Raw genomic sequence first — 14,718 nt, 5'->3', positions numbered from 1 at the left:
CTTTTTACTTCCCGCAGCACTTTTTATATTTTTTTCCGCTCCCGCACGGACAAGGGTCATTGCGGCCGATTTTTTCACTTTTCCCTATCTGTTGCGGGCTTTTTTTCATTGTATTTCTATCTTTTTTTTCAAATACTTCCTCCCGTTCTACAAGAAGCTTTCTCCACGTATTCACGTAGGGGGAAGGGATACCTGCCATCACATGGTAGCCAAAAAGATTCAATTCGTACTCAACAACCATCCCGTCAGGGCCATTTTCCATGAAATCCTGAATCTCAGGAAGAGCTTCCGGGGAGAGGGAATGGCAGAGCGCTTCGAAAAAGAATTCCTTATCCCCAATATCGGCGATCTTGTAGTGTTCTTTTAATGTTTTCAACGACAGGTCAGTTTTTAGATTCGCCAAAACTGAAACTGCATAGATACAGGCATCTTTGTGATGTAAATAAGGTACAACCGCTTCAATAACTTCATCCGATTGAAACGCGATTAGGGCGTCGCAAGCCTCTTCCTGTACACTGAAATTATCACTAGCCAAAAGTTCCGCTATTAATGGAATGGAATCCTTTAACTTGAGTTTACCCGCCATGTAGGAGGCGAGCATTCCCCAAGAAGTATGCTGGATATCCTTTTCCGCATTGCCGGTCAAGACAGCTTCTATTTCACTTTCGTCCATCCAGCCTCTTTCAAGCATGGCATCTGCCATCCGCTTAGCCTTAGAATAGAGGAGATTATTGCCCCCGCCCTGGTCCAACTCGGCTAAAATTCCGGCATATTCTTCCCACATTTGATGCTCATCTTCGGCATGTACAATGAAATCAAATGTCTTCCACATTTCATCAGGCAAATAAGGCCCCAGTTCACGCTTCTTTTTAAGAGCGATTTCGGTACTTATGCCATAAAGTGATTGTTTAAAATACCCTAACGATGGACCTCCTCGCTCCAACCCCTTCAGCAAGATACCAATCGAGTCATCAGTCAACGGAAATTTTTCCATATTCGACAGGATTATATTGGCATTTCCCTCCGATTCCAAAGCCCTTTCAAACAGAGTTGTGGCCCAGTTTTCAGGAATTCCCGGATAATCCCGTACAATATTCATGATAAATTCAAGGAGAATGGGATCCGGCGTCTTTAAAAATGATTCTATCTTCGTAGTAAATTGCATTTTACACCCCATAAATAGTTGGACATATAGTTTCATTATACCGAAAAAGCAACCTGTTTTCCCGGGTACAGCGTATAATTCATTACATACTATAAAAATAAATGTTATTTTGAAGGAGCCGGTTTTCATGTTCAAAAATAAGCGGGTCTTGCCTTCGTTCTTGGTGGCATGTGCTGTGCATGCAGGGACGTTTCTTTATTTTTTTGCGCGGATGATTTCAGATGCTCTTGATGGTTCTCATCGTGAGTCATTTCTTGATTGGGTACCACTTGCAGTATTTCTCACCACCTTTGTCCTCCAAGCCCTTCCTCCGTTGCGTTCCGAGTGGAAGGAAGCACCGGTGAAAATGTTTCTTTGGATGGTTGCCGTTACGGCGGTTCTCGTTTGGATTTTCGCGTTTTTCATGAGGCTGCTGACATAGGCTGGCCGCAAGCCGGTTAGCTTCGTGCTTCCCCCTCGCTCGTTTTGTGGCTGTACGGTACAATTGGACTGGGGGGATTGCATTGCTGACACATTTTCAATTCAAGCCTTTATACAAAAATACGGAAATACCCGGCTGGGAGTTTTCATTCTTTTTCAAAAAACTGAAGCGGACGGGGCACTACCTCCAGGACGGAAAAATCGAATGGGGCCAGAATGCACCGGAAGGGCTTGAACGGAACGAATTGGAAAAGCAGATTCACGAGTTGATGCTGTTCCATGTGTATGACCGCTAGTGCCGGGTGAGCCCGGCATTTTCCGTTTTTGGCCACATTACTATAATTGAGTTAAATGATTTTTTAAAATAGGAGAACCGTTATGTTCGAAAAACTGCTGGCGCTATACCCTGGAGCCTTTATTACGGAGCATCCTCCGGTAAGGGCACAAACTAAATTCTATATTTTTTATGATGAATCCGAAAAAAATTGGATTTCTATTCCCGTGGAATCGATCAGCAAAAAGGAGCTTGACCTTCTAGGGGTGATTTATGTCCGTGAGGAGGCGCCATCTGAAAATCTTTCTCCCCTTTCGCGGCAATGGAAGGAATMCCTTTTTGAAGGCGTTGAACCGCCTGCAGGCTTTGAAGGTGAAGCCATCCGGCTCATCCAATTCGAGTTCCACGGAGAAAACCATGACCGTGAGGAGCTTGAAACGGCAATCAAAGGGTTTTTCCCTGAAGAGATTATGATCCTTTGGGAAGGTTCGGGAAGGGCTGTAGCAATTGAAATTGGTTCGTTTTTAGTTGACGAGCGGGACCTTGCTTTAGTAGCAGACGCGTTTGAAAGTGATTTTTACATACAAACAAGAATGTATGTTGGAAGGCAGCTCACAGTTTCCGATGCACTGCCGGGACAATTCAGGGAGGAGCGAAACTATTTTGATTTTGCTAAAAAAAATATTCCCCCGGAAGGGTATTACACTTTTGAAAAGGTTTTCCCTGCCTATGTCGCGTCACTGCTGCCCGGGCCGCTTGCCGAAGCGTTGAACGCTGTTTTCGCGGAGGCGTTCAGAAGTGACGACGAGATGTTCATTACGGTAAAGGGATTTCTCGAGAACGGGTCGAATGCAAGCCTTGCCGCAAAAAAACTGTTCATCCACCGCAACACGCTCCAATACCGGGTCGATAAATTCGCAGAAAAGACAGGGGTCAGCCTGAAGGATTTCCACTCCGCCTTCACCGTTTACCTCGCATGCCTTTTATATGAAAGGGACCGGGGAACAAGCTAAAGGCCGCCAGCACGTTTGGCGGCTTTTTTGTTTTCCAAAGGGGTCGTTCCCTTGACTTCGCTTCAAGGCTTTTCAATTTGCAGGAAAAATGTACCCTCTGGATTGTTTTTTTTATGAAGCCGGTTTTTAACAGTTGCCCAGGCACATTGCCCAAAACCGGGACACTTATCTTTGTGCAGCCTGTCCATATGGTTTTTTCGCTGTTTCACGTACACTTAAAATAAGAGATTATTTATATGGGAGGATTCAAAACATGGCAGAACTGATACTCGATCACATTTATAAAGTGTACGACAACAAAGTAACAGCCGTTGAAGATTTTAACCTTCACATAAAGGATAAGGAATTCATCGTGTTCGTCGGGCCATCCGGCTGCGGAAAGTCAACGACATTGAGGATGATTGCTGGGCTTGAGGAAATTACGAAAGGCGATTTTTATATCGATGGCAAACGGGTCAACGATGTTGCACCAAAAGACCGCGACATCGCGATGGTATTCCAGAACTATGCCCTTTACCCGCACATGACAGTCTATGATAATATGGCATTCGGCCTGAAGCTTCGCAAGGTTCCGAAGGCTGAAATTGATAAAAAGGTTAAAGAAGCCGCGAAAATCCTTGGCCTTGAAACATATTTGAGCCGTAAACCCAAAGCTCTTTCCGGTGGTCAGCGCCAGCGTGTTGCCCTAGGCCGCGCAATTGTCCGTGACGCGAAAGTGTTCTTGATGGACGAGCCGCTTTCCAACCTTGATGCCAAGCTTCGCGTCCAGATGCGCGCGGAGATCGCCAAGCTTCACCGCCGCCTCGACACAACTACAATTTATGTAACACACGACCAGACTGAAGCGATGACAATGGCCACCCGCCTTGTAGTTATGAAGGATGGCCTCATCCAGCAGGTTGGTTCTCCTAAAGAAGTATACGAAAAGCCTGCGAACGTTTTCGTTGGCGGCTTTATCGGGTCGCCGGCGATGAACTTCTTCCGAGGCACACTTGAAGATGGCAAGTTCGTTATCGGCGATGTGAAAATAGCCGTTCCGGAAGGAAAAATGAAATATCTTCGCGAACAAGGTTATGTCGGGAAGCCAATCGTACTCGGCGTTCGCCCTGAAGACATTCATGATGAGCCAGTGTTCATCGATGCTTCCGAAGGCTCAAAAATCACCGCTACCGTTGAAGTATCCGAACTGACCGGCGCGGAGACAATGATTTACTCAAGCCTGGGTGGCCAGGATTTCGTCGCTAGGGTTGATTCCCGCTCCGATATCCATCCGAATGACAAGATTGATCTTGCGTTCGACATGAACAAGGTTCACTTCTTCGATGTCGAAACCGAGCTGCGCATCCGCCCAGCCGCTGAACAATAAGAGCATTGCAAAAGAGAGAAACGTCCAGTTAGTTCGGTTTTAATCCAGAAAATAAATTTAGGATAATAATTTGCAGTCCAATTCACTGATGAATTGGACTCTTTATTTTATTAATACTTCAATGTTTAAGTAGAATTGGTATTCAAATCGAAGCAGCATATCAATTCGCATAAGGACAATAGCCATTGTACACTTGTTATTTTTAATTAAAATTATTGGGCTAATTTACGGGCTAAATATATATGAAAAAACCACAAAAGTAATGTTTCTTGTGGTTTAATTGCAATTATTCCTAATTCACTTCCACAATCACCTTTATTGGAGAGTGATTTTCAATTTCTGACACAAAATCTACTTTGGGAGATTCAGACGTGTAAAACCAACATAAGCCACCTTTTGGCATTCTATGATAGTTAGGCTTTTCGGGTAAACTTCCATCTTTGTTGTAATTGTACCTAACGCCTACCATTTCCCCATAAGATTAGCCGGACTACATTCTATGATTATCTTAAAAGCCGTCTTGTAAGCTAACCAAGGAATATAATAATAAAATTTTATTCGAGAAAATAAAGCTCTTAGGAAGGAATCCCCTATCCCGTTGTCGAATATTGGTAAATATTCATTTAAATAGGGAGGAATGGGAATGACCGTCCTAACAAAAGCAAAAATAGACATAAAAAATGGACTAATTGAATTGGAAGGGTCGGAGACTTTTGTTTCCGAAGGCATTAAATTATATTCTGAATTGTTGGTTAGTTACAATGAGAGAACTATTGAAACTACTCCAGAATATGTTGAAAATCATGTCTCGGATTTACCAAAATACGTAGACAATGTAGTAAATGAAGTGTTTAATAAACATTTTGGTGTAGATGAAGAAACTCTGAACCAGATAATTCACACGGAAGAACAGGGGTTTAAAATCATAACAAATAAAATTAAGGGTACAACTGCAGAACGCCAGATTGGATATTCCTTATTATACTGCCTGGCAAATGACTATTATGGTAATCCTAAAACAGAAGTGTCTACATTAAGAGAACTGTGCGAACAATTTGCATGCTTGGATTCAAGTAATTTCGCTACTTACTTTAAAAGGAACCCAACGTTTTTTATAATTGAAGGTTCCAAAGGGAGTAAAAATAAAGAAATTAAACTTACTATTCCAGGAAAAGAAGAAGCAAAGCGAATAATTAAGTCGTTAATTCATGGCGAATAAAAATGATTAATGATATTAAAACTATTTTATCCGAAAAATATCCAGAAGAATTGGTTGATGCGCTATTAAATGCCTATATAGAACTGAAGAGAAATTATTCATTACGACTCTTTAAGCCTAGTGAACTTGAGGGCGGCTTTTTTGTAGAAGTAGTACGAAGGTTGATCGACATTGAACTTTTCTCAAACCATATTCCCATTGGGAAAAATTTGAATAACTTCAATGACGTCGAAATGAGGAGGTATGAGCAGGGGACTGGAGATGAATCTTTTCGGCTGCATATTCCAAGGATATTGAAATCAATATACAACCTCAGAAACAAAAGGGGCGTTGGACATTTATCCTTGGTAAGCCCAAATTTAATGGATTCAACATTAATTGTATTTTCTTGTAACTGGGTGCTAGCTGAATTAATTCGACAGAATTCTAATTTACCTGCTGATAGATGCCATTCCATAATTGATGGAATTATGGAGAAGGATTTACCTCTTATTTTTGATAATGGAGAGGTTCAACGTGTTTTGGATCCTAAAATACCATTGAAAGAGGAAATCTTAATTCTTCTTTATCATAACGACAATAAATTAAATGTTGATGATCTACTTAGATTTACTGAATACAAGAATTCAAGTCGGTTTAAAACTGTTGTTCTTCCCACTCTTCATCGGGAACGGTTAATTGAGTTCGGGGATAAAAAATGCGAACTAACAGCATTAGGAATTAAGTGTGTAGAAGAGTACATGAATAAAATGGAAAACCGGCTTTTGAAGGCTTAATTATTTTGTTTCCACCTTGTTGAGTGTAATCATTAACAGGGTTCAAGAAAAAACTGTACTAGGCAGAGACAATGCTGAAATAAAAAATGACAGGAACTTATGCTTCCCTGTCATTTTTTTATTTACAATATTATTAACTGTTTCTGCTAAGACCTTTATTTCGTTCTTCCTTGCCATTTCGATTTCGCGTCATCGCAACTCCTCTCCCCATTTCTTTTTTACTTTTTCTCTAACACGAATGATAAAACCGATAACTTCTTCCAAATAGAATTCATTTACTCGTTGTTCATTCTCTCTTTCATCAAAAATTGGTGTCCGTATTGTTACTTTAATCCCATATTCATCTTTCATCGAATGTTTTTCCTTAAGTTTTTTATGCACTCCTCTGTACCGTCTTTAGCAAGGTAATACACCTCATCAAATATCTCCCCAAATTACTTTGTGCTTACAATAGCTATCATAATGCTTTGATTCGATTTCTACTTCTTTATTTGCTCTTATCCCATCAAGCAGTCTGCTTTCGTACTTGTTAACTTGAAAAAGGATTCTTAGAATTGACTCAATCAAAATAACTCCTCCTTTTTCTAGCCATTAAATATATATTCTATTAAAAACTTTGGATTCATTTATTAATTTCGAATGCCCTTTATACGAATAACACTCAGAACCGCATCTGTATTTCCTTGGTGCGCTGCAACAGTGGATGTAAAAAACCAGAAAAATAATTGCTGAAATTAAAAAATCTTACTCAATATAATCCCAGCCCCCATACACCCAATGTTACCACAAATACCCAAATATGAGTGCGGAATTCCTTCTCATATCAAAAATCTCCCATAAAAGGCTAAGTAGCGTCAAAATTTCAACAATTTAGTTTATACTGAAAAAAAGTGACTAAGGGGTGTTATTTGTGGACTCATCTGCTTTTTTTTGGTCGGTGATCGCAAGTTTTGTTGCAGCAGTATTTTTAGGTGCAACGTATAAGATTGTTAATAAAAACAAAACAAAAAAAGAAATCAATCAAAAAGGTAATAACAATACCGCATTTATAGATTCGTCTATCAATATCAATAAAAGAGATAAAGAATGATGGTGAATATAAAATGTTTGGAGATAAGACCACTCTCAAGCAATCGGGCAATAACAATTTAGCAATCCAAAACTCTGAAGTAACTGTGATAGTATCCATTTTTGATGAAATAAACCGTTTATCTAAGGCTGGAAAATGGGATGAAGTTATTCAGTTGATGAATGAAGCAAAAGACTTAATTGGAACAAAACATCCACTTTATCCCCATTACCGATATAAGCCTGTCCAGTTTGGCAATACAACTGTTTTGGCCCATGAGCCATTAACGACAGATGCTGTTGAAAAATACCCACTTTCATACAGAGGAAATTTTACACTTTCAAAAGAAAAAATGAAGGCCTATAAAAACTTCTCCGAATTGATAGAAGATGCCTATTTTAATCAGCAAGAAATTGAAATAAACATGACATCCATAACAGCCTGGATCGGAGACCAGCCAGTTGATACGCCTAATCTTAATGAAACATTAACAGAAGGAAAATGGGTAATCCCGCCAAGACCACTGCCTAAACCAATCCTATTAAAGTTTTATATTAAGGGTCAGCCCGAAACTACAATATTGGATTACCTGGAAATGAGCATTAGCGGCAGTGAAAATTATTTTGTTTTTATCGATAATAGTCGTCAATCATCATCTAAATTGTTAGTCTCTCTTAAATTGCCGATAAAAGACAAGAGTAAATCGAATACAGCGAAAATCAATGTAAAAATAAGAGAAGAGTTTCGTAACAATGTCGATTCAAATAGGATCCTGTTAAGATTTTTAAAGTTGGCCACAGGAGAACATCAGGCATTTGCTTTTAAAAACCTTGAAAGCAATGAGGATTTTCTGGTCGCCCCTAATTTCTCATTTGAAGGGAATACGGAGAACCTAGAAAAAGACCTTCGCTTTATTGAAAGACTTTATGCACTTGAAAAACATTTCAATTTGACTTTCGTAATACCAGATTCAGTATCCAAGGAAGAATGGGAAACCATTGATATCCTTGAGCATGTTATGAAGAAAAAACCAATTGTAAATTCTCTTCGAAATCTAACCGCAGAGATAAGGGACAAGCAAACGATTATAAATATAATTGATACATTCGAATCTAGGAACAATGAGATAGGAGCTCTGTTTGAACAATCCGGTCTTGAAGCTAGATTTGAATTATTCGGTGAGGCTATACCGATTGAAAAAATTCAATCTGAGTATAGGAGTCTGAAGATTAACGGGTTAGAGAGGTTAAAGCAAAAGGTCGAGTTAATGGACGAAGGGGAAATCATAAAAATAACCTTTTTACCAGGTAAAGATAGCTCGTACCAAGAAACCTATGTATTAAAGTAAATATTTTTAGCGGTTTACGACGAACGAAACCATCGCTTAAAATGGTTTTTTCTTACTACTTAAAGAGAAAATATGTTCTATAATTATTTTAAGACAGACAGGTGAGTGAGAATATGGAAATACTTGACCGAGGGATATTGAAGGGGAGAACTGCCTCGACATTAACCCATCATTTTTCATTTATTACAGAAACAAGTGGGAGGTCTCAAGCGTAGAAATTGCAGTTTGTCAATTTAAAATCACCAAAGAGGTACTTCGCTAAGTAATGAGAACAGATAATAATAAAATTTGGTTTGAGATTATTCAAAACATGGAATCCCCATCCGGTTCAGCTTTTCCTGGTGGACAAAACAAGGTATTATTGTAAGCCCAGTTTGTTACTTATTTTCACAAAAAGAAGGGATGATGGCTACAAGGTTATGTTAAAGACAAAGCAGGTTGATAATCTGGTATGAGGCAAGCAGCATTGCGTGTTTTTCATTTAAAAAAGACAGTCATAGAATATCGACTGTCTTTTAACTGGGAACTAAATCCTTCTTTGTATTATTGCTTTTAAGATTTTTACCTTTTTGGACTGTTTTTGCTCTTTTTATAATCTGAACCATTATTATTCCTATTTGAATTTTATACCGTTCAACTTCCTCGATAGAAGTCGCGTTTTCTAGTTTCTTTTCATAGATTTCAATTAAGTCTTTTTCACGAGGAGTTAATAAGTTCCAATAACTATTTTTTGACATGTCTCATCACTCCTTGGGTTTAGTCGAGTCTGAATTTCCATTATCCATATTCTCGGGATTTAAATCAACTTCTCCCGGTGTTTCTGGTGGTTCCAAATCACCAAAATCAATCTCAGACTCATAGTCTTCAATTAAAGTTGTATCTATATTATAGGTCTCGTTAATTAGAGAAGCAAGTTCTTCAATCGTTAATTCATTATCATTTTTTACTTCTTCTTTAGCTGAATAGTGATCTTCCAATGTTTCATTTTTTATACCATTTAATATCTTATCTTCAACTACCCCCTCTACTAGGGAACTTCTCAACAGGAACGTGATGCCACTTAATCCCGCAATAAAAGACAATGTAGTAATCTGTGCAAATGTCCCCTGGGGATTAATCAAATTAACTGCAGCAAACCCTGCTAAAGCTCCGGAGATTATAAAAATCCAAGAATAAGATTTTAAAATTTCATGGCGATGATTTTTTTTAAGATTAACGTGCTTCGGATTCTGTTTAGAAAAGTTTTCCAAATTTATTGTTGATACGATTAATCTAACCCAGCAGCCAAGTGCACCAAAAAGCAATGGCAAAATAACCTGATTTATAATTCCGTAATCGTTTTCAAAATATTGAGTTTCAACCGACAAACAATTCAAAGCACTCGTTATGTACATTTCCCATTCTCCAGTAAAAAAAACATTCTATATACCCCTCTCTAGCTAAAGGATAACATAAAATGTCATTTTTCTGATTGATTTTTTTCTTTTTCAATTGTTTTTCTTAAAATTATTCTTTCTAGAATAAGGCCAATTTGTTCCTTGTAAAGCTGAACTTCTAATACGCTTTTAGCACTTTTAATTTTTTGTTCAATTTCAGAAATTTTTACCCGTTCTCCTTTGGTTAGATATTTATAATACATATCATCACACCCACATCAAAAGTTTTATATTATCAATATTCCTGATATTTCCCAGTATTCCTTACTGCTAAATATTTCATTCCTGCTGTAAACAAAGTGTGTCAAAGACATCCCTGCTGCCTTATACAGTAGGTTGAGGTGAGCAGATTGGCATAAAAGATTGAGTTCATCTATCACCCACACACTGATGAAGTCGATGAGGAGAAAGTCAGAAAGGCGCAAAAAAGTTTTTGAATTCCTGGTCCTCATCGCAGTGAAAAGAGCCTCCGAAAATGGGAGGCCCTTTTTTTATGGTAGAAGATTATCGGACTTAGGAAGATACTTGCAATAATCAAAGCCAGAAGACAAGAACAACCATTTTCCCTCGTTTTATTTGTTCTCTTCCTGCACATTCCGGATTTCAACATTTGTCCACATAATAAAAAGTCCTATACCGTCCTTGTTTCTCTTCTGAATTTTAACAACCGTTTTCTCCTGGCATTTAAGGACGTGGGAATCAACCGTATCAAGACCAACCTTAACGCATTATTAGATAAACGCGATATCCCTTTGATATGAAACGAGCATCGACGGAAATGTTTATAGAAAAAAATTAGTATTGATGCGCTTAGTGACAACGTAGGAATAACCGTTAAAGGAGTCCTTGATGACATTGCTTTACATTCCGCAGCTTCAAAACGATGTGAAACTCTCCTGTGAAACAAGAAAATTCGGGGAATGACAGGCATTGTTCATATTTTCAACCCCCATAAAAATAATTTATCGTGAGCGAAATCACTGTCTATTCTCCTATGAGAATCACACTATCTGTCCCGCAGGCTGGACAGCGGTAGAGGTGGGGGCATTGGCGGTTTCTATGGTCATCGGGKATGCCGTCCTCAAGTTTCATTTGGTCGATGGGCATGTAGGGGCTGTAGTCGTCGAAGTAGTCCATGTAGCGTCCCTTTTCTTCCATTAGGTTCGTGCAGTTTTCGCAGTTGATATCCACTTTCTTTAGTCCATTGCAGACCGGGCAGACTCCCATGTCCAATCCCCTCCCTTTTTGGTTAGTGTTTACGGCACTCTTGTTTCTATGCGAAATTTTCCTGACTGGCCTAGAATAAAGCAGCCGCGAATGTCCAAACTAGATAATGCGGCAGGCCACCATCCAATTTATATAGGATTCAAAGAATTGGATGGTGCATTCATCTTCGCCCGTGAAACATCCTGTTAAACAAGATTTTTCGGGTTGTGCAAGCAATGTTCGTATTTTCTGCCTTTTATCGATGGGTTCCAGTGCCAGGCTACTCCGTTTGTCCTGGCGAGCCGGTGCGACTCCGGCCAGCCCAGCCAATAGCAAAATGCCTCCTTATATCGAGGGGGCATTTTGCTTTCAAAAGGTTCTAAAATGACACCCGTGAACACTCCTCTTCCAAAGCCCTTCGCAATCTTATTTACACCATATTCTCCGGACGTACCCATTCGTCGAATTCCTTTTCGGTCAGGTAGCCGGTCTTGAGGGCTGCCTCTTTCAGGCCAAGGTTTTCGTTGAAGGCAAGCTTGGCGATCTGGGCGGCTTTCTCGTATCCGATGTGCGGATTGAGCGCCGTGACGAGCATGAGCGAGCGTTCCATTTGCGCCTTGATGGCTGTTTCATTCGCTGTAATGCCCACCGCGCAATTGTTATTGAATGAATCCATTCCATCGGCGAGGAGCCGAACGGATTGTAAGAAATTATCGATGATGACCGGCTTGAATACATTCAGTTCGAAATTCCCCTGGCTGGCGGCAAAGCCGATTGTTGCGTCGTTCCCGAATACCTGGCAAATCGCCATCGTCAGCGCCTCGCTCTGGGTCGGATTCACCTTTCCAGGCATGATGGAGCTGCCTGGTTCATTTGCCGGGATCGTTATTTCGCCGATTCCGCTCCTTGGACCGCTCGCAAGCCACCTAATATCGTTGGCGATTTTCATCAAATCCGCAGCAAGTCCTTTCATCGCGCCATGAACATATACGATCTCATCATGGCTTGTCAGAGCATGGAACTTGTTCGCGGATGAACGGAACGGATGGCCGGTAACCCCTGAAATTACCTCGGCTACCTGATCCCCAAAGTCTGGTGCCGCATTAATGCCTGTCCCGACCGCAGTCCCGCCGATTGCCAAATCAAGCAGGCTCTTGCTCGCTTCCTTGATCATTGCCGCGCTTTTTTCAAGCATCGCCCGCCAGCCGCTGATTTCCTGGCCCAATGTTAGCGGGGTCGCATCCTGGAGATGAGTGCGACCGATTTTAATCAGGTTTTCGTAATCCTTTTCCTTTTGCCGGAAGGTTTCGGCAAGCCTTTCAACCGCAGGCAAAAGTGACGAAACAACTTTTCCGTACGCCGCGATGTGCATCGCTGTCGGGAAGGTATCGTTCGAGCTTTGCGACATGTTCACAACGTCATTCGGATGGATTCTTGTACTGCTGCCTTCACTCTCAAGCAGCGCGTTTGCCCGGTTCGAGATGACTTCGTTGACGTTCATGTTCGTTTGGGTGCCGCTGCCTGTCTGCCAAACCGCAAGCGGGAAATGGCTGTCGTACTTCCCTTCAAGAATTTCTGCACATACGTGGACAATGGCGTCCTTCTTTTCATCTGAAAGCCTTCCCGCCGCGTTATTCACGACTGCCGCCGCAAGCTTGACAGTAGCCAGGCTGTAAATGAGGTCGAGTGGCATTTTTTCCGTGCTGATTTTAAAATTCTCCAGGCTTCTTTGCGTCTGCGCGCCCCAATGCTTGTCAGCCGGGACCTTCACTTCGCCAAGTGTGTCTTTTTCAATACGGTAATCCATTTTTCTCCTCCCATTTCTCGCCGTTGTATACGGCCCTTATTTTTCGCAAAGGCTGTTTCCAATATCAAAATGTGTTTGCATTCCCTATTCCATTTTCCCCGTTTTTCTTTTTAAAAGCCAAATAAGGGGTTTTCTTTTTATAAAAAGAAACGCTTAGTGAAATTTCAGGTATCCAAAAGGCAAATGCTAAAATAAAGTAAAATAACTTTACTTGCCCGTATCTTTTTGAAAACTTCCTTCGTTATAGAGGGCAGAGAGGCAAAAAGGAGTGACGTTGTATGGTTGCCAGCAAGAACATACCAGCTGAGGAGAATATCATTGCGAACATTGAAGACGAATGGCTTCAAGGGCTGTGCGCTTCCCTGCAGAAGTATTGCCGCTTTCTTGCCAGGGATCAATGGGAGGCTGATGAACTTTTTCAATCTGCAGTCCTGAAAGGAATCGAGCATTACCCGCCTAGCCAGTTAACTGCTCCCCTTGTGAAAAAAATCGCCTACCATCACTGGATTGACCTTGCAAGGAAGGGGCGGCATGAGGTTGTCGGGGTTCCTGCAGAAACGCCTGAAAAGGAACAGAAGCCCAATGACAGGCTGGACGCTGTGAAGCTATTGCTTGAGAAACTGACTCCGAAGCAAGCGGTCATGTTCTTTTTAAAAGAAGGCTTCCGCTATAAGGCGGTCGAAATCGCGGATTTACTCGATACGACGGAAATGGCTGTAAAGTCCCTTCTCCATCGGGCAAAAAACAGGCTGGAAAAGGGACGCTCTCTCCATGCCTTCGCCCCGCTGCAGCCGGATGAAAGCAAGGACTTCATGGAGGAATTATTTTTGGAGGCGCTTCACCAGGGCGATCCGGCCATCCTAATAAAAAATCTTCCTAAAATCGCATCGCTGGCGGAAGTCCGGAAACCGGCACCACAAAAGCACTCCCGTTCATCTCTCGAATTTTACTGCGTGGCGGCGTAACCATTCAGGCTGGCCGGACGCAATCAGGGAGGAATTCATTTGGCAGCAATCCCATATGTAATTGAACAATCTAGCCGCGGGGAGCGGTCCTATGACATTTATTCACGCCTTCTGAAGGACCGGATTGTCATTATCGGGGACGAAATCAACGACCAGGTCGCGAATAGCGTCATTGCCCAGCTGCTGTTCCTGGAGGCTGATAATCCGGAAAAAGACATCTCCATTTACATCAATAGCCCGGGCGGTTCGACAACCGCAGGGTTTGCGATTTTTGACACGATGGAGCTCATCAAGCCGGAAATCAGCACGATTTGCATCGGGATGGCCGCTTCATTCGGTGCGATGCTGCTCCTTGCCGGGACGAAAGGAAAGCGATATGCCCTGCCAAACAGCGAAATCATGATTCATCAGCCGCTTGGCGGTGCCCGGGGCCAGGCCACCGAAATCGAAATTTCAGCGCGCCGCATCCTGAAGCTGCGCGAGCATGTCAACGGCATCATTTCCGAACGCACAGGCCAGCCCGTTGAAAAAGTCGCCAAGGACACGGACCGCGATTTTTTCATGAGTGCACAGGAAGCCTTGGAGTACGGGATTATCGATAAAATCATTAGCAAGAAGTGAGTTGTTTATTTGGACGGCTTACAAAACCAGAAC

At 41.5% G+C, this 14,718-nt stretch carries 17 protein-coding genes; 10 read left to right on the top strand and 7 right to left on the bottom strand.

The window, feature by feature from the left end; genetic code table 11:
• Positions 1-4 precede the first annotated feature (4 nt).
• Positions 5-1,165 (bottom strand): SEC-C metal-binding domain-containing protein, encoded by a 1,161-nt coding sequence (locus tag ADU24_RS23630; protein WP_053365456.1) that lies wholly within the window; start codon positions 1,163-1,165, stop codon positions 5-7.
• A 127-nt stretch (positions 1,166-1,292) separates the two neighbouring features.
• Here ADU24_RS23630 and ADU24_RS04230 point away from each other — a divergent pair, with 127 nt between their 5' ends.
• The 6 genes from ADU24_RS04230 (at position 1,293) to ADU24_RS04205 (ending at position 6,233) form a co-directional block, all read left to right on the top strand.
• Positions 1,293-1,586, top strand: coding sequence for a hypothetical protein (locus ADU24_RS04230; protein WP_053365455.1), 294 nt, complete (start codon positions 1,293-1,295; stop codon positions 1,584-1,586).
• 82 nt (positions 1,587-1,668) lie between these two features.
• Entirely contained in the window at positions 1,669-1,881 is a 213-nt protein-coding gene (locus ADU24_RS04225) for a YheE family protein (protein ID WP_053365454.1), read from the top strand.
• 82 nt (positions 1,882-1,963) lie between these two features.
• Positions 1,964-2,872, top strand: a complete 909-nt coding sequence (locus ADU24_RS04220) for a PucR family transcriptional regulator (protein ID WP_053365453.1) — start codon at positions 1,964-1,966, stop codon at positions 2,870-2,872.
• A gap of 253 nt (positions 2,873-3,125) precedes the next feature.
• Complete coding sequence (locus ADU24_RS04215; RefSeq protein ID WP_053365452.1) at positions 3,126-4,238, top strand: ABC transporter ATP-binding protein; 1,113 nt, start codon at positions 3,126-3,128, stop codon at positions 4,236-4,238.
• Positions 4,239-4,881: 643 nt separating this feature from the next.
• Positions 4,882-5,457: a hypothetical protein gene (locus tag ADU24_RS04210; protein ID WP_053365451.1), complete on the top strand. Its 576-nt coding sequence runs from the start codon at positions 4,882-4,884 to the stop codon at positions 5,455-5,457.
• Between the two features lie 2 nt (positions 5,458-5,459).
• Positions 5,460-6,233 carry a hypothetical protein gene (locus tag ADU24_RS04205; RefSeq protein ID WP_053365450.1) on the top strand — a complete coding sequence of 258 codons (774 nt, stop codon included), beginning with the start codon at positions 5,460-5,462 and terminating at the stop codon, positions 6,231-6,233.
• 189 nt (positions 6,234-6,422) lie between these two features.
• On the opposite strand, the gene ADU24_RS22910 is transcribed toward ADU24_RS04205, so the two are convergent.
• Positions 6,423-6,584: a hypothetical protein gene (locus ADU24_RS22910; RefSeq protein ID WP_156324511.1), complete on the bottom strand. Its 162-nt coding sequence runs from the start codon at positions 6,582-6,584 to the stop codon at positions 6,423-6,425.
• Positions 6,585-6,650: 66 nt separating this feature from the next.
• A complete protein-coding gene (locus ADU24_RS22905; protein WP_156324510.1) occupies positions 6,651-6,800 on the bottom strand; it encodes a hypothetical protein in 150 nt (49 codons plus the stop codon).
• Between the two features lie 343 nt (positions 6,801-7,143).
• On the opposite strand from ADU24_RS22905, the gene ADU24_RS04200 reads away from it, so the two are divergent.
• Together ADU24_RS04200 and ADU24_RS04195 are read left to right on the top strand one after the other, a co-directional pair.
• The gene (locus tag ADU24_RS04200) at positions 7,144-7,323 is read left to right on the top strand and encodes a hypothetical protein (RefSeq protein WP_053365449.1); all 180 of its coding nucleotides are present in this window, start codon (positions 7,144-7,146) and stop codon (positions 7,321-7,323) included.
• Between the two features lie 13 nt (positions 7,324-7,336).
• Positions 7,337-8,650: a hypothetical protein gene (locus ADU24_RS04195; RefSeq protein WP_053365448.1), complete on the top strand. Its 1,314-nt coding sequence runs from the start codon at positions 7,337-7,339 to the stop codon at positions 8,648-8,650.
• A 515-nt stretch (positions 8,651-9,165) separates the two neighbouring features.
• Here ADU24_RS04195 and ADU24_RS04190 read toward each other — a convergent pair.
• The 4 genes from ADU24_RS04190 to fumC form a co-directional block, all read right to left on the bottom strand.
• A complete protein-coding gene (locus ADU24_RS04190) occupies positions 9,166-9,387 on the bottom strand; it encodes a hypothetical protein (protein ID WP_053365447.1) in 222 nt (73 codons plus the stop codon).
• Positions 9,388-9,393: 6 nt separating this feature from the next.
• Positions 9,394-10,044 (bottom strand): hypothetical protein, encoded by a 651-nt coding sequence (locus ADU24_RS04185; protein WP_053365446.1) that lies wholly within the window; start codon positions 10,042-10,044, stop codon positions 9,394-9,396.
• Positions 10,045-10,109: 65 nt separating this feature from the next.
• Positions 10,110-10,289 (bottom strand): hypothetical protein, encoded by a 180-nt coding sequence (locus ADU24_RS04180; protein ID WP_053365445.1) that lies wholly within the window; start codon positions 10,287-10,289, stop codon positions 10,110-10,112.
• A gap of 1,433 nt (positions 10,290-11,722) precedes the next feature.
• On the bottom strand, positions 11,723-13,099 hold the full coding sequence (gene fumC / locus ADU24_RS04165; protein ID WP_053365442.1) for a class II fumarate hydratase: 1,377 nt from the start codon (positions 13,097-13,099) through the stop codon (positions 11,723-11,725).
• A 278-nt stretch (positions 13,100-13,377) separates the two neighbouring features.
• Here fumC and ADU24_RS04160 point away from each other — a divergent pair, with 278 nt between their 5' ends.
• Both ADU24_RS04160 and clpP read left to right on the top strand, forming a co-directional pair.
• Positions 13,378-14,064: a sigma-70 family RNA polymerase sigma factor gene (locus tag ADU24_RS04160; protein ID WP_053365441.1), complete on the top strand. Its 687-nt coding sequence runs from the start codon at positions 13,378-13,380 to the stop codon at positions 14,062-14,064.
• Between the two features lie 39 nt (positions 14,065-14,103).
• Positions 14,104-14,685 (top strand): ATP-dependent Clp endopeptidase proteolytic subunit ClpP, encoded by a 582-nt coding sequence (clpP, locus tag ADU24_RS04155; protein WP_053365440.1) that lies wholly within the window; start codon positions 14,104-14,106, stop codon positions 14,683-14,685.
• Positions 14,686-14,718 lie beyond the last annotated feature (33 nt).

It is taken from the genome of Bacillus sp. FJAT-27245 (assembly GCF_001273955.1).
GTDB lineage: Bacteria > Bacillota > Bacilli > Bacillales > Cytobacillaceae > Bacillus_D.
The sequence above is the reverse complement of the archived record's forward strand: the minus strand, read 5'-3'. Positions and strand labels throughout refer to the sequence as shown.

Coding starts and splice junctions, on each gene's coding strand:
- ADU24_RS04160 (WP_053365441.1), top strand. CDS start 13,378: ATGGTTGCCAGCAAGAACATACCAGCTGAGGAGAATATCATTGCGAAC.
- ADU24_RS04190 (WP_053365447.1), bottom strand. CDS start 9,387: ATGTCAAAAAATAGTTATTGGAACTTATTAACTCCTCGTGAAAAAGAC.
- ADU24_RS04195 (WP_053365448.1), top strand. CDS start 7,337: ATGTTTGGAGATAAGACCACTCTCAAGCAATCGGGCAATAACAATTTA.
- ADU24_RS23630 (WP_053365456.1), bottom strand. CDS start 1,165: ATGCAATTTACTACGAAGATAGAATCATTTTTAAAGACGCCGGATCCC.
- ADU24_RS04230 (WP_053365455.1), top strand. CDS start 1,293: ATGTTCAAAAATAAGCGGGTCTTGCCTTCGTTCTTGGTGGCATGTGCT.
- ADU24_RS04210 (WP_053365451.1), top strand. CDS start 4,882: ATGACCGTCCTAACAAAAGCAAAAATAGACATAAAAAATGGACTAATT.
- fumC (WP_053365442.1), bottom strand. CDS start 13,099: ATGGATTACCGTATTGAAAAAGACACACTTGGCGAAGTGAAGGTCCCG.
- ADU24_RS22910 (WP_156324511.1), bottom strand. CDS start 6,584: ATGAAAGATGAATATGGGATTAAAGTAACAATACGGACACCAATTTTT.
- ADU24_RS04180 (WP_053365445.1), bottom strand. CDS start 10,289: ATGTATTATAAATATCTAACCAAAGGAGAACGGGTAAAAATTTCTGAA.
- ADU24_RS04205 (WP_053365450.1), top strand. CDS start 5,460: ATGATTAATGATATTAAAACTATTTTATCCGAAAAATATCCAGAAGAA.
- ADU24_RS04215 (WP_053365452.1), top strand. CDS start 3,126: ATGGCAGAACTGATACTCGATCACATTTATAAAGTGTACGACAACAAA.
- ADU24_RS04185 (WP_053365446.1), bottom strand. CDS start 10,044: ATGTACATAACGAGTGCTTTGAATTGTTTGTCGGTTGAAACTCAATAT.